The sequence below is a fragment of the SAR86 cluster bacterium genome (assembly GCA_029268615.1).
Classification (GTDB): Bacteria; Pseudomonadota; Gammaproteobacteria; order Magnimaribacterales; family Magnimaribacteraceae; genus JAQWNM01.
In genome coordinates, this window is the sequence record JAQWNM010000015.1 from 1 (window position 1) to 14,458 (window position 14,458).

17 protein-coding genes are annotated in these 14,458 nt (G+C 34.0%); 8 read left to right on the top strand and 9 right to left on the bottom strand.

Going from position 1 to position 14,458, the window contains the following annotated elements:
* The 8 genes from P8J93_07570 to P8J93_07605 all read left to right on the top strand — a co-directional run.
* Window positions 1–294 (top strand): TonB-dependent receptor (locus P8J93_07570; protein ID MDG2061656.1); only part of this gene is annotated, 294 nt, incomplete at its 5' end.
* A gap of 20 nt (window positions 295–314) precedes the next feature.
* Window positions 315–770 carry an acetylacetone-cleaving protein gene (locus P8J93_07575; GenBank protein MDG2061657.1) on the top strand — a complete coding sequence of 152 codons (456 nt, stop codon included), beginning with the start codon at window positions 315–317 and terminating at the stop codon, window positions 768–770.
* A gap of 58 nt (window positions 771–828) precedes the next feature.
* Window positions 829–1,908, top strand: coding sequence for a hypothetical protein (locus tag P8J93_07580; GenBank protein MDG2061658.1), 1,080 nt, complete (start codon window positions 829–831; stop codon window positions 1,906–1,908).
* Between the two features lie 13 nt (window positions 1,909–1,921).
* Window positions 1,922–3,253, top strand: coding sequence for an amidohydrolase family protein (locus P8J93_07585; protein MDG2061659.1), 1,332 nt, complete (start codon window positions 1,922–1,924; stop codon window positions 3,251–3,253).
* 12 nt (window positions 3,254–3,265) lie between these two features.
* Window positions 3,266–3,964 (top strand): SDR family NAD(P)-dependent oxidoreductase, encoded by a 699-nt coding sequence (locus P8J93_07590; GenBank protein MDG2061660.1) that lies wholly within the window; start codon window positions 3,266–3,268, stop codon window positions 3,962–3,964.
* Window positions 3,964–5,340, top strand: a complete 1,377-nt coding sequence (locus tag P8J93_07595) for an FAD-binding oxidoreductase (protein ID MDG2061661.1) — start codon at window positions 3,964–3,966, stop codon at window positions 5,338–5,340. The genes P8J93_07590 and P8J93_07595 overlap by 1 nt, the downstream gene beginning before the upstream one ends.
* A 56-nt stretch (window positions 5,341–5,396) precedes the next feature.
* Entirely contained in the window at window positions 5,397–5,981 is a 585-nt protein-coding gene (locus P8J93_07600; protein ID MDG2061662.1) for a pseudoazurin, read from the top strand.
* Window positions 5,982–6,050: 69 nt separating this feature from the next.
* On the top strand, window positions 6,051–6,374 hold the full coding sequence (locus P8J93_07605; GenBank protein ID MDG2061663.1) for a c-type cytochrome: 324 nt from the start codon (window positions 6,051–6,053) through the stop codon (window positions 6,372–6,374).
* On the opposite strand, the gene P8J93_07610 is transcribed toward P8J93_07605, so the two are convergent.
* Genes P8J93_07610 through ahcY form a run of 9 tightly spaced genes read right to left on the bottom strand, consistent with a single transcriptional unit; the run spans window position 6,349 to window position 14,456 of the window.
* On the bottom strand, window positions 6,349–7,050 hold the full coding sequence (locus P8J93_07610) for an HAD-IA family hydrolase (GenBank protein ID MDG2061664.1): 702 nt from the start codon (window positions 7,048–7,050) through the stop codon (window positions 6,349–6,351). The genes P8J93_07605 and P8J93_07610 overlap by 26 nt on opposite strands.
* A complete protein-coding gene (gene xerC / locus P8J93_07615) occupies window positions 7,047–7,946 on the bottom strand; it encodes a tyrosine recombinase XerC (GenBank protein MDG2061665.1) in 900 nt (299 codons plus the stop codon). Before xerC ends, P8J93_07610 begins: the two co-directional genes overlap by 4 nt.
* Window positions 7,947–8,609 (bottom strand): DUF484 family protein, encoded by a 663-nt coding sequence (locus P8J93_07620; GenBank protein MDG2061666.1) that lies wholly within the window; start codon window positions 8,607–8,609, stop codon window positions 7,947–7,949.
* 1 nt (window position 8,610) lies between these two features.
* Complete coding sequence (dapF, locus tag P8J93_07625) at window positions 8,611–9,420, bottom strand: diaminopimelate epimerase (protein ID MDG2061667.1); 810 nt, start codon at window positions 9,418–9,420, stop codon at window positions 8,611–8,613.
* Window positions 9,421–9,426: 6 nt separating this feature from the next.
* Entirely contained in the window at window positions 9,427–10,662 is a 1,236-nt protein-coding gene (gene lysA / locus P8J93_07630; protein MDG2061668.1) for a diaminopimelate decarboxylase, read from the bottom strand.
* Entirely contained in the window at window positions 10,649–10,789 is a 141-nt protein-coding gene (locus P8J93_07635) for a lipoprotein (GenBank protein MDG2061669.1), read from the bottom strand. The genes lysA and P8J93_07635 overlap by 14 nt, the downstream gene beginning before the upstream one ends.
* Complete coding sequence (gene argH, locus P8J93_07640; protein ID MDG2061670.1) at window positions 10,786–12,189, bottom strand: argininosuccinate lyase; 1,404 nt, start codon at window positions 12,187–12,189, stop codon at window positions 10,786–10,788. The genes P8J93_07635 and argH overlap by 4 nt, the downstream gene beginning before the upstream one ends.
* A 12-nt stretch (window positions 12,190–12,201) precedes the next feature.
* Window positions 12,202–13,035, bottom strand: coding sequence for a methylenetetrahydrofolate reductase [NAD(P)H] (metF, locus tag P8J93_07645; GenBank protein MDG2061671.1), 834 nt, complete (start codon window positions 13,033–13,035; stop codon window positions 12,202–12,204).
* A gap of 17 nt (window positions 13,036–13,052) precedes the next feature.
* A complete protein-coding gene (ahcY, locus tag P8J93_07650) occupies window positions 13,053–14,456 on the bottom strand; it encodes an adenosylhomocysteinase (protein MDG2061672.1) in 1,404 nt (467 codons plus the stop codon).
* Between the last annotated feature and the right edge of the window lie 2 nt (window positions 14,457–14,458).

The window sequence follows — 14,458 nt, forward strand, 5'->3', positions numbered from 1 at the left end:
AATTTCATGTTTGATTTTCAAGTTAGTCATAATGGAAGCTTTGAAGGACTTCAAGCTTTTAATCCAGTCACTAACCCTAGTTATACTTTAGCTGGATTGCAGATAGGTTGGTCACTGAATAGTTGGGAATTTATGCTAAATGTAGAGAATATTACTGATGAAGACTACTATGTAGATGTTCAATATTTATCTAACTTATATACTTTAGATGATAATGGGACAGGTAATATAATCATTGGTACCTTAGGTCAGCCTAGACTTTTCTCAGCTAGTCTTACCTATTATTTTGAGTAATATTTCAGAGGGAGGGTTTTATGAGTAAAACATTTAATATTCATCAAGATGAACTTGAAGGCAGATATGTCCAAATGGACCAAGTTGAATGGGTAGATTTTCCTGCTGCTTTATGTGAAGGGCCAATTAAATGGAAACTTTTAAATGTTTCTCCTGAACTGGGATCTTGGACTGCAATTTTTGATTGTCCGGCTGAGACTTCCTTCAATAGGCATATTCATATAGGACCTGGAGAGTACTTCTTAACCAAAGGACGTATGGATGTGAGAGGAGGAGATGATGATGGAGGATCTACTGCTATAGCTCCTGGATATGGTTATGAGCCCTGCAATGCAAGACATGACAAGACTTACTTTCCTGAGGATAGTGAGTTCTATATGAATTTTGTGGGACCTCTTAATTTTATTGATGAAGAGGGCAACACAATAGCATTAGTCACTTGGCAAGATGCTCAAGGTGCTTGGGAAGCATCATAAGTTAGAGTCATTATCAAAGACTCTATGTTAAAAATATTAAATTTTTTGAGGTAAAGTTATGTCAGAAGCTAAAGCCAATCCGGAATATAATCCATCAGGATATGGTGATTGTATTGATACAAATAGATTGCCTTGGATACCTGTACCAAATGTTAGTGGTATGTTTTTTAAACCGACTAGGGCAAGTTCAGAAAGTGGAATTTTTTCATTAATCTATAAGCTAGAGGCTGGAACTTCAATGCCTAGTGCAGTTTATTTAGGTGGTATGGATATGTTGATCCTTTCAGGAAAAGCTGAATATGACCAAGATGGTTCAAAGAGTATTTTAGAACCTGGAACTTGGGGTTTTATTTCTGCAAATTCTAAAGTAAATGCATTTGTGGCCATAGAGGATACTGAAGTGTTGGCTAATTTTTTTAGTGGAGTCGCTTTTTTAGGTGACGATGGATCTTTAGAATCATTATTTACAGCAGCAGATGTTTTAAGTCTTGCGAAAGAAAGTAAAGTTACTTTAGTTCCAAATTCATTATCAGCTTGTATGGAAGAGGGGACAATTCCATATAGTGGAAATGGCGAGCCTTTGGCAATAGCATCCTCAGATAATGCAAGTAAGATAGTTGATGAGCCAGTTTCTTCTTCATCAAATGGTTCTGTAACTCATCCTCACTTTGTTGACACACGTTCAGTACCCTGGTTAGTTCTTCCAACAATGCCAGACGTAGGTCTTAAGCTTCTTAGAGTTAGCGAAGAAACAGGCTTTGTATCTTTGATAGTTCGTCATAATGGAGTAGCTGATCCGCATACTCATTTAGGTGCTAGCGATTTCTTAGTTTTAACTGGGGCTTTAGGCGTAAGAGCAGGCCCTCCAGAAGGTTACGGTCCTGGAATGTGGTTTTATGAGCCAGCAGGTGCAAGACATGACGCAACACAAAGAGTTACAGAAGAGGACTTAATATACACAGCAAATATATATGGCCCTTTGTTCTTCGATCAAGGCAAGGGAACGCCAATAGATTACATTTTATCTTGGATGGACTACAAAGAGATGGCTGCAGCTTCAGGCGTTAAGCTTGTTCCTAGCACTACTCCAGGTGATTCTAATTTATTAGCTTGGTCTCCACTAAAAGCATCTAACTAAATTTTGATAAAGCATGGCTCATAAGAAGCTAGGCTATACTTTAATTACTAATGCTAGGATAATTGATGGTAGCGGAGGAGAGCCCTATTCAGGACATGTTCTTCTAAATAATAATAGAATAGATTCCATCTTGGATGATCTAAAAGATCTTTCTAAGAGCATCACTATAAGAAAGACTATAGATGCTGAAGGAAAAACTCTCATGCCAGGACTGATAGATGCGCATTGTCATATAAGTTTTGACGAACCTTCTTCTAATGACGAACTTTTTTTTCACAGAAGAGAAGGTTTAGCTTCCATCATTGCAAGTCAGAATGCCTATAAGGTTTTACAGGCAGGAGTTACAGGATTTCTTGATGCAGATAGTTTATATAATGTAGGCGTTGATTTAAGAGACGCAATCGAGAGCGGAATTGTTCAAGGCCCTAGAATGTCTGTAGGAGGGAATGCTTTAATGACTTCAGCAGGAGGCACTGCAGGAAGATTAATTCCTGACGAAGGAAAAAGGGGCTATGGAGCGGTAGTTAGGAATAAAGATGAAATAATTTTAGAAGTAAGAAGGCAAATAAAGTTAGGAGTTGACTGGATTAAGATTCATGTGTCTGGTTTAGTTCCTAGACAAACTTCTGATGGAGAACTAAAAGCATGGAGTTTAGAGGAATTAAAGGTAGCTTGCGACACAGCTCATGAACTAGATATTCCTGTAGTAGGTCACTGTAGAAGTGCTGATAGCGTGAAAGACTCTCTTTTAGCAGGTATGGATATGATCTTGCATGGCACGTATATGGATGAAGAAGGTTTAGAAATACTTGCTAATAAAAAAATACCGATAGTTCCTACTTTTACTTTTCAGGCAAACTTAATAGATTATGCAGATGAAATGGGTGCTTCAAAAGACTATAAAGAGATTTTTGAAAAGGAAATAGATGACAATATTGAGATTTTAAAAAAGGCTTATAGTCTAGGAGTTCCTTTCTTATGTGGCAGTGAAACAGGCTTTTCTGTTACTCCTTACGGTGATTGGCATTATAGAGAGCTAGAAGTTTTTGTGAATAAGCTTGGAATGACTCATTTAGAAGCAATAACTTGTGCTACCAAAAATGCAGCTCGAGCATTAAGGAAAGAAAAGGAGTTAGGCATGGTAAACCCTGGATTTCTAGCTGACTTGATTCTGATAGATGGAGACCCGTCTAAAGATGTAACTTTATTAGGAAAAAAAGACTTATTAAAAATGGTATTATTAGACGGTGAAGAAGTTGATTTAACTCCCAGACCAGAAAGACTGAAAGATCCTTCTGGATGGAGAGTTTCATCCTACTCAGAAAAAATACTAAAGAAATACTAAAAGAATTAATTTATGTCTAAATTATGTTTAGTGACAGGTGTTGGACCCGGAACAGGTAAAGCAACCGTCAAACGTTTCAGTGAGTCAGGTTATAAAGTTGCAATGCTTTCTCGTTCAGAAGAAAGATTATCCATTCTAGAAAGTGAAATTCCTAATACAAAAGCTTATCCTTGCGATGTTTCTAATGAAGAACAGATGGCTGAAGTAATTTCACTTGTTAAATCAGATTTAGGAATTCCTAATGTCCTTGTTCATAATGCTGTTAGAGGTGGGAGGGGAAATTTCCTAGAAATAAAACCAAAAGATTTACTTAAAAATTTTGAGATTAATACTATGGGTTTACTTTATCTCTCTCGAGGCTTTGCTGAGGATATGCTTAAAAGAGGTAATGGATCTATAATTGTTACAGGGAATACTTCCGCTAGAAGAGGCAAGCCTTGGTTTGCAACTACCGCTCCAACTAAAGCAGCTCAAAGAATACTTGCTGAGTCTATTGCTAGAGAGGTAGGACCTAAGGGGATTCATGTATCGTATATTCTTATAGATTCAGCAATTGATGTACCTTGGACTCGAGAAGCTTGGCCTGACAAACCTGATGATTTTTTTATGAAACCCTCTGCCATTGCTGATGAAATATTCCATATTGCTCATCAAGATAAATCAGCTTGGACTTTTGATGTAGAAATAAGGCCATTTGCTGAACCTTGGTAATGGATATTTTAGAAGAGATTAAATCAATTGTAGGCCAAAAAGGTATCTTATTGGGTCAAGATGTTTCAAATAGAAAGGCAGGTATATGGATAGAAGAAGGCATTAAAGCTAAGGCCATAGTAAGGCCAAAGAACACAGAGGAATTATCTAAAGTATTGAATTTATGTAATCATCACAAGCAAACCATAGTCCCTCATGGAGGTTTAACTGGGCTTGTTCAGGGGGCAATTACAAATAAAGAGCAAATAGCTCTTTCAACAGAAAGAATGACTTCTGTGTTAAATATTGACCCAATAGGAAGGACAATGACTGTAGAAGCAGGAGTGCAGTTAGAAAAAATACAACAAATTGCTAATGAGCATGAATTAATGTTTCCTTTGGATTTAGGTGCTCGCGGATCATGTTCAATAGGTGGAAATATTTCTACCAATGCCGGAGGAAACATGGTTATGCGTTATGGGATGATAAGAGATTCTATTTTAGGTTTAGAATCTGTTCTAGCCGATGGAAGAATATTATCTTCAATGAATCAAATGTTAAAAAATAATTCTGGTTATGATTTAAAACAACTTTTTATAGGGACAGAGGGTACTTTAGGTTTTGTTACAAAGGCAGTTCTTAGGTTAAGAGAAAAGCCTAAAAGTTGTAATACAGCTTTAGCTTCTTTTGATACATTTGATGAAGTAACCAATTTCTTAAAATTGATAGATCAAGGACTTGGAGGTAATTTAAGTTCTTTTGAAGTAATGTGGAAAGATTACTATAATTTAGTGACTAACCCTCCAGCTAAGAATAACCCTCCAATAGGTCAAGATTTTGCTTATTATGTATTAGTAGAATCAACAGGTTCAAATCAAGAAAAAGATGAAGTTCATTTTGAGTCTATTCTTGAAGAAGCAATAAATAGAGAATTAATTAAAGATGCTGTAATCGCCAAATCCCAGACAGAGAGACTTGCTTTATGGTCTATAAGAGATGATGTAGAGCAACAATTTCAGTATGGACCGGTAAAAATATTTGATGTTAGTTTGCCTATACTTTCGATGGAGAAATATATTCAAAATATAAATAATGAATTAAAAAAATATTGGGATTCATTTCATTGTACGGTTTTTGGTCATTTAGCAGATGGTAACTTGCATATTATTGTAGGAGTAGGTGCTGGTGATCATAAAACTATCCAAACCATAGAATCTTGCATTTATAAGCCATTAGAGCCTATAGGCGGTGCAATATCTGCAGAACATGGCATAGGTATTGAGAAAAAAGACTATTTATCAATTTCTAGGTCAAAGATTGAAATTGATGTCATGAAATCTCTTAAGAATTCTTTAGATCCAAATAGAATTTTAAACCCAGGCAAGGTATTTGATTAAATTTTAAAGATTATTGGTATAATTACTATTTATTTTACAACATAAATAAACTAAATATGAAAAATTCATTTTATTTCTTTTTAATTTTCTTATCATTGTCTATTTTTGCAAGCAAAGAGGAAGATGCGATTAGGGAAAGAATTGCCCCAGTAGGCAATGTATGTGTTGAAGGCCAAGATTGTGCATCAAAAGTTGTTCAGGTTCAGACATCGCAAATATCTTCAGAAGTTAATTTACCAAAGGTAATGTTATCTGGAGGAAATGAGCATGAAATAAAAATGCTCAATTTTGGACCAGGAGGTAATATGGTCTTTGATCCTCCTGTTATCAAAGTGTCAAAAGGAGATACCATTCATTTTAAGGCCACTGATATGTCGCATAATTCTGCTTCAATTGATGGAATGATTCCACCTGGTGCAGAATCTTGGCTAGGAAAAATGAGTCAAGATATAAGTGTGAAACTAGAATCTGAAGGGGTATATGTATATCAGTGTGATCCTCATGCCATGATGGCCATGATTGGAGTCATACAAGTAGGAGAACCTTTAAATCTTAAGGATGTAAAAGAAGTTGCAAAAGAACAAAAAGTTAGATTTTTAATGAATTCAGAAAGATTAGATGATTATTTGTCTCAACTGTAAATTAAGCTAAAAGGATAGTGAGTCTCCTTTTAAATAGACTTTTTCTTGAATAAAAGGAATAAAGTAAGAATGCATAAAACTTCTTTATTAATAATACTGTATATCCTTTTTGCTGCACCAGCAAATTTACTCGCAGAAGTTCAGAAAGGAGAAATGGTATACAAAAGAGCTTGCGGCACATGTCATGGAATAGGTGTGGCTGGAGCTCCAAAAATAGGAGATAAAGCTTCTTGGACTGTGATAAACGAAAAAGGTTTAGATATTCTTTTGCATTCAGTAGTTAATGGTTTAAATGGAATGCCCCCTAAGGGACTTTGCATGAATTGTTCTGAAGAAGAAATTAAGCAAGCAATAGAATATATCCTGGTCAAGTCTGGTCTAAATTTAGAATAAGATCTTTAATTTCTAGCCAATTTTTTGCCTCTAAGAATTCTGCTTTTTCTAATTCCCATTTTTTTTCAGTCGGGTTGAACCAGATTGCTTGAAAGCCAGAATTGATAGCTCCCAAAACGTCATGAGAAGGGTTATCTCCAACATGACAGATCTCAAACGGCTGTCTTTCAGTCTCACGAATTATCGCATGAAAGTTTTCTGGAGAAGGCTTGCTAGAATTGAGGTCAGATGATGAAAAATTAAAATCAAAGAACCTGTCCAGACCTATTTTTTTTATGTCAGCATTACCATTGGTTAGACCACCTAATATATATTTTTTGTTAAGAGATTCAAGCACCTTTAAGACATCATCATAGAAGGTAACATTATTTCTCGCTTCAAAAAAAACTTCAAAAGCTTCTTTACCAATCTTAGAGGCTTCTACTGAGCTATAGCCAGCTCTTATTGCTAGTTCTGTGATAGATAAAGTTCTTAGTTCAGATAATCTATTAATTAAGTCCTTGTCTTTATAGATTAAATCTTTTCTTATATTCAACAAAATATCTTCACTGAGTAATATTTCTACAGGAGAATAATTTTCTATAAGCCATTTTCTGGTTATTTTTTCTGCCTCCATGATAACAGGAAGGATTGGCCATAAAGTATCATCTAGATCAAAGCTTATGACTTTTATCATGATTTATTTTTCTTCGCCCTAGGATGAGTTTTATCATAGACTTTTGTTAAATGTTGGAAATCTAATTTTGTATATATTTGGGTTGTAGCTATATCAGAATGACCTAGCATTTCTTGAACAGCTCTTAAATCTCCACTGGACTCTAAAACATGGCTAGCAAAAGAATGTCTTAACATATGAGGATGAAGATCAGGAAGACCTCTTTTCTCACTAATTTTTTTTATCCTTAATTGCACGGATCTATGACCTAAGCGGTAACCCTTATTATTAATGAATAAGGCGTTAGTGGGATCTTTTAGATTTATCTTTATTTCCCGGGAACGCAACCATAAATTCAAAGATTGAATTGCTTTAATGCCTATAGGAACTATTCTTGTTTTATTTCCTTTTCCTAAAACTCGACAGGTTTGTTCTTTTATAGAAAGGTCTTCAATATTAATATTACAAAGCTCAGCAAGCCTCAATCCTGAAGAATAAAAAAGTTCAATTATTGCCTTATCTCTTATGTCTACCCAGGTTTTTGGTTTATAGTCTAAGAGCTTAAAGACCATATCAGCATCCATTGCTTTTGGAAGCAATTTTGGGCTTTTAGGGCCTTTGATATGAGCTAAAGGGTTATTATCAATCTCATCTTCATTAATTAGGTATTTAAAAAAACTTCTTATTGAAGATAAGAGCCGCTGAATACTTTTTTGGCTAAGCCCCTTTCTCCTTTCCTTATTTATGAATTGCCTGATATGTTTATCTTGTACTTCTTTCCATCTCCCTATATTCGATTCATATAATTCAGAAGATAATTTATTCAAATCTCGCTTATAGCCATCTAATGTATGACTAGAGTATTGCCGTGTAATTTTTAATTGATTAAGAAAGGATTCAATGCGCTTATTTAGCATCTAAATATTTTTCTTATCTATTATCTTGCTAAGAATTTCCAAAATAAAATCTAAGAATATAGTATCTTTATTCTTATTATACTTGCCTTCTAGGTGACTTCCAAACACTAACACACCTGAAACAGAGGTGCATTTAAGTTTTAAAATTGAGATATTCTTAATAACAGAATCTATTTCAAAGATCTTACGGACTTGTTTTGGGTTCACTGGGCCAAAGTAATTATTTTTAGATTTTAAAATATTTTCAATCTCTCTTTGTAGATTTTTTTCTTTTATTCTACCTACAGGCAAAAGATTATTAATTTCATCTATAAAAAAATATACTTTACAATCTGTAACTCCTAAATCGGAGATAAAGGTTGTTTCGACCTCCTCAATAACATCAGTTAACAAGTTACTTTCTAATAAATTTATGATAAGTTTTTTGCATATTTTTAAGAGCTCCTCATTATTTTTTGCATTTTCAAGAAGGGTATCTAGTTTGTTAGTAGTAACATTAGAGCTTTTTCTCAGTAATTCTACTTGTTTTTGTATTAAGGAAACAGCTGCTCCAGAATCATGAGATATATCTAAGGATTCTAGGATATCAGGATTTCTTTTTAAGAAATCAGGATTTAGAGCAAGAAATTCTCTAACTTTATTATCAGAAAGATTTTCTTTCATATTAGAATTCAAAGTGTCCATGAAAATGGGCATCTCCGAAAGCTTTTAGACTTTTAGATTTTGTATATTCTATTAATAATTTTCCCTCTTTAAAAAAGACATTTACTCTACTTTCCAAAAGATTTAATTCATTACCAATGACAACTGCTGCGCATGCACCACTTCCGCATGCTAAAGTCTCGCCTACACCCCTTTCATAGACCCTAAGATTTAGACTATTTCTGGAGGTTATGGATGCGATACCAAAATTAACTCCTTCTGGAAATTGCTTATCTTCTGAAAGGTCTAAACCCCATTTTTTTAGGGGAAATTCTTGTATATCATCCAAGAAAGCTACTATATGAGGGTTGCCAATGGATGCAATACCTACCTCTAATTTTTTATCTCCCCTTTTTAAGACATAATTCTCAGAGGGTTCATGAAGAAAAGGAAGATCAGAAGGTTTAAATCTAGGTAAAGGCATAGAAGTAGAAAAAATTCCATCATTTAAGGATTCTATATGCCAATTACCTCCATCAGTTTCTACTATAAACTTCTCGTCGGTAAGTAGTTTGTTTTCTACAACGTATTTTGCGAGACATCTTGAACCATTGATACAGTTTTGCGCTATTGAACCATCACTATTGAATATAGAAGTCCTAAGATCATTTTCTCGATTATGGGGAGGCTCGATAGTTAAGAGCTGGTCAAAGGAGGTTATTTTTTTTTTTGAAAAATCTTTAATTTGATCAGGTGAGATAGAATTATTTTCAGTAAGTAGATCTAGAATTAAAATTTCATTTCCCAAAGATGACATCTTTATGACCTTCATATTATCTTAAATTTCTTTTTCTAGTTTAACCATATCTTCAAATGACTCTTTTCTTCTAATAAGCTTAACAGTTGTCTCTTCAACTAAGATTTCAGGTGGTTTTGTTCGACTATTGTAGTTAGAGCTCATAGTAAAACCATAAGCACCACTGCTATGTATTGCCAATATGCTTCCTTCCTTTATAGCTAAGTTTCTTTTTTCCCCAAAAATATCTGCACTCTCGCATACAGGGCCTACAACAGTATAATTCTGAGGTGATAGATCTAAGTCTTCAATTGAAGTGATATTATGCCAAGCATTATATAAGGCAGGTCTTAAGAGATCATTCATACCTGCATCAATAAAAGCAAAAGATGAATTTTCTGTTTTTTTAATTAGTTCAACTTTTGTAATTATTACTCCCGAATTTCCAACTATGGACCTCCCCGGTTCTAGAATTAATTTATAGTTTTCACCTAACTCTTGTACTAATGAACTTACTATATTTTCAATAGATATTTCATCTTCTTGGTTATAAGTAATTCCTATTCCTCCGCCTAAATTAAGGTGAGTTATATCTAATCCTATTTCAATAAATTCCTCAGCACAAATTTTTACCTTTTCTAGGACTTCTAAGAGAATAGAAGGATCTGTTATTTGAGATCCAATATGGCAACTTATTCCATTTAAAGCGATTCCTTCTAAGTTTTTAGCATCTTTTGCAATATCTATCATTACTTCCTTTGAAAGGCCAAACTTACTATCCTTCAAGCCTGTAGAAATATACTCATGAGTTTGTGCTGAAATATCTGGATTTAGTCTCAACGAGCATTGGACCACTATTTTTTTATCCACGGCTAATTGATTAAGTTTAATCAGTTCACTATAGGACTCTATGTTTATAAATAAAATATCAGAGTCTATTGCAAATTTTAGTTCTTCCGTGGTCTTTCCTACCCCAGAAAAAACTATCTTTTTTGGATTTGCGCCTGCGAGTAGGGCTTTTCTAATCTCATTTGCAGACACAACATCAAATCCAGAATCTAAATCAGCTAATAGTTTAAGAATCTGTAAATTTGAATTTGATTTAACTGCAAAGCAAATCATATCTTGCGCTCTTAGCGAATGAAGATATTTCTGATAGTTTTCTTTAATAACAGATCCAGAATAAATATATGCAGGAGTTCCAAATTCTTCTGCTAGATCAGTTAATTGAATTTCATCAACGCAAAGAATATTATTTTTTTTGTTAAAACCTTTCATGTTCAGGGTATTGAAGATTAGCACTTTCAGGCATTATAAGAGGTCCTTTAATTCCGCATGAACTTAATGCAAAAAACAAGCTAAAACCAAGACATATTTTGATAATTGTATATTTAAGATTTTTCATTTCTTTTGTCTTAATTTTATTACTTCTTTAGCTTTTCTAGATGCCTTTAGTACTTGATCAGGAGAAGTTCCTCCAGTCTTATTTCTTAAATAAATAGTTTTATTTGGATCAAGAGAATTATATACATCACTTGAAATCAACTTTGAGAATTTTTTGAGTTCGTTAAGATTGAGCTCAAAAAGTTGCACACCTTTATCTTCTGCATAAGCTACTGCCTTTCCTACAATTTCATGAGATTTCCTAAAAGGAATATCTTTCATGACCAAATAATCAGCTAAATCCGTAGCTGTTATATGTCCTATATAACAGTCCTCTTTCATTTTAGCTTTATTAATTTTTACAGTCTTCAACATTGAACTGAAAATATCTAAACTTTCAATACAGTTATCCAAAGAGTTAAAAATGTATGCTTTATCTTCTTGCATATCCCTGTTGTAAGATAATGGCAGATTTTTCATTAAAGTTAGAAGCCCTAAAAGAGATGAAATATTTCTAGAGGATCTGCCTCTAATAATTTCTGCTACATCTGGATTTTTTTTCTGAGGCATTATTGAAGAACCTGTGCAGAATTCTTCACCTATATCAACATAATTGAATTGAGAGGACGACCATAAGACTAGTTCTTCACAAAATCTTGAAAGGTGAACCCCAAGAATGCTTGCAGAAGAAGCAATCTCAATCAAAAAATCTCTATCGCTAACTGCATCTAAAGAATTTTTAGTAATTCTTGCGAAGCCTAGTTTCTTAGCCAGTAAAGATCTATCTATTTTATATCTTGAGCCAGATAGAGCTGCTGAACCTAAAGGCATTTCATCCATTCTCTTTAAACCATCAGCAAATCTTTCATAGTCCCTTTGTAACATTTCAAACCAAGCTAACAAGTGATGACCTAAAGTTATCGGTTGGGCAATTTGCATATGAGTAAAACCAGGCATAATAGATTTATGATGCTTCTCAGCTAAGGAAGCAATTATTATTTGTGATTTTGTTATATTCTTTTGGAGATTCTTTATCAACTCCTTAAGATATAATTTTAGGTCTGTGGCAACCTGATCATTTCTAGACCTTCCTGTATGTATTTTTTTTCCAGCATTTCCTATTTTTTTTACTAAGGCTGACTCTATATTCATATGAACATCCTCGAGATTATATAGCCATTTGAATTTGTTTAACTCTATCTCTTTCTGAATAGATTTAAGTCCAGAAATTATCTTTTTTAGATCATTTCTAGTCAATATTCCTGCTTTATTAAGAGCTTTTCCATATTCTATTGACCCTTTTATATCTTCTAAGTAGATTCTTTTATCAACATCTAATGAGTTAGTAAAATTCTCAGCCATTGAGTTAGTTTCTTTATTGAATCTACCACCCCAAGATTTATTAGATTTTGTTTTTTTCATTTTTATAACCTTTTATCTAAATGACTTAATAATTGTCTCAGTTGGAGCTAATCTATTAATTGTATAGAAGTGGATACTAGGTACGCCATAAGAATAAAGTTTTTTGCAAAGATCTGTAATTATTTCTATTCCAAATTTTATTATATCTTCAGGATTTTCGTATGCCCTAAGTTTCTGCAAAAGGTCTTTAGGTATATTAGCACCGCATCCATCTGCAAATCTGATAACTGAATCTAGATCATGAATAGGCATTATTCCTGGCACGATAGGGAGATCTAATTTTTTCTTAGTACATAAGTCCATAAACTCATAATATGATTTTTCCTGATAAAAGAATTGAGTAATTGCTCCGTCCGCACCAGCTTCAACTTTAGATACAAAATTTTTAAAGTCTTGTTCAGCATTTAATGCTTCTGGGTGCTTTTCAGGATATGCTGCTACTTCTAAAGTAAAATATGAACCCATTTCATTTTTAATAAACTTTATCAAGTCTATTGCAAAAGGGAAATCTCCAATGCCACCAAATCCAGAGGGTAGATCACCTCTAAGAACCACTAATCTTGTTACGCCAATTTCTTTATACACATAAAGAAGTTCTTTTATGTCCTGCTTTGAGGATCCTATTCCGGATATATGAGCGCAAGCATTTGATTTAACTTCAGTAATTAAAGATTTGCAGGTTCCTATGGTTCCTTCTCTAGTTGATCCTCCTGCACCATAGGTAACAGAAAAGTATTCAGGATTGAACTTTTTAAATACTTTTGCTGTATTTATTAATTTTTCTTTTCCCGTTTCTGTTTTAGGCGGAAAAAATTCAAAGCTCAGTGCATTAGATTTATATTCCATGACTTAGACACTATAACTTAGTATTTATAAATGTCAGATTTGAATGGGCCTTCCCTAGAGACGTTTATATAGTCGGCTTGTTCCTGATTGAGTTTAGTTACCATTCCACCAAATCCTTCAACCATATAGGAAGCTACTTCTTCATCAAGAGCTTTAGGCAAGACTTCAACTTTTAGAAGGGCTAATCTTTTATCTTCATCATTAATTGAAGCAAAGGCTTGATCATAAAGGTACATTTGAGCTAACACTTGGTTTGCAAAAGAACCATCCATTATTCTTGACGGATGACCAGTTGCATTTCCTAAATTTATAAGTCTTCCTTCAGATAGTAGTATTAAGTAATCTGAGCTTTCAGGATCATGCTGACCTTCTGGTGAGGCATCTCTATAGACTTTATGAACTTGTGGCTTCACTTCGTCCCAGAACCAATTATCTTTCATAAATTTAGTATCTATTTCTGTATCAAAATGCCCAATATTACAAACAACCGAACCTTTTTTTAAAGAAGAAAGCATATTGGCATCACAAACATTATAATTGCCAGTAGTTGTTACAATTAAATCAGTATCATTCAGAAGCCTTGTGTCTATAGAGTCTATAGAGCCATTATTCACTCCATCGATATAAGGAGAAACTACTTCGAAACCGTCCATACAAGCTTGCATAGCGCATATTGGATCTATTTCAGTAACTTTAACAATCATTCCTTCTTGTCTTAGACTTTGAGCTGAACCTTTTCCTACATCCCCATAGCCTATAACTAGAGCTTTCCTTCCAGCTAAAAGCATATCTGTTGCTCGTTTAATGCCATCATTTAGACTATGTCTACAACCATATTTATTATCGTTTTTAGATTTAGTAACAGAATCATTTACATTGATTGCAGGGACTTTAAGTTCATTTCTTTCTATCATTTCATATAATCTATGAACTCCAGTTGTCGTTTCTTCAGTAATTCCATGAATTTTATCTAGCATTTCTGGATATTTTTCATGAACCATTGCAGTTAAGTCTCCTCCGTCATCAAGTATCATATTTGCGTCCCAAGGAGTTCCGTCTTTAAGAATAGTTTGTTCAATACACCAGAGGAACTCTTCATCATTTTGACCTTTCCAAGCATAAACAGGTATTTTCGAAGCGGCCATAGCGGCAGCAGCTTGATCTTGAGTGGAAAATATATTGCAAGATGACCACCTTACTTCTGCTCCTAGGACAGTTAAAGTCTCAATAAGCACAGCAGTTTGAACAGTCATATGAATGCATCCAATTATTTTAGCTCCCTTAAGCGGCTGATCCTTAGAATACCTTTCTCTCAATTTCATAAGCGCAGGCATTTCAGATTGGGCAATAACAATCTCTTTTCTACCCCATTCTGCTAGTGATAAATCTGAAACTTTATAATCTTTAAAATCTTCGCTCATAA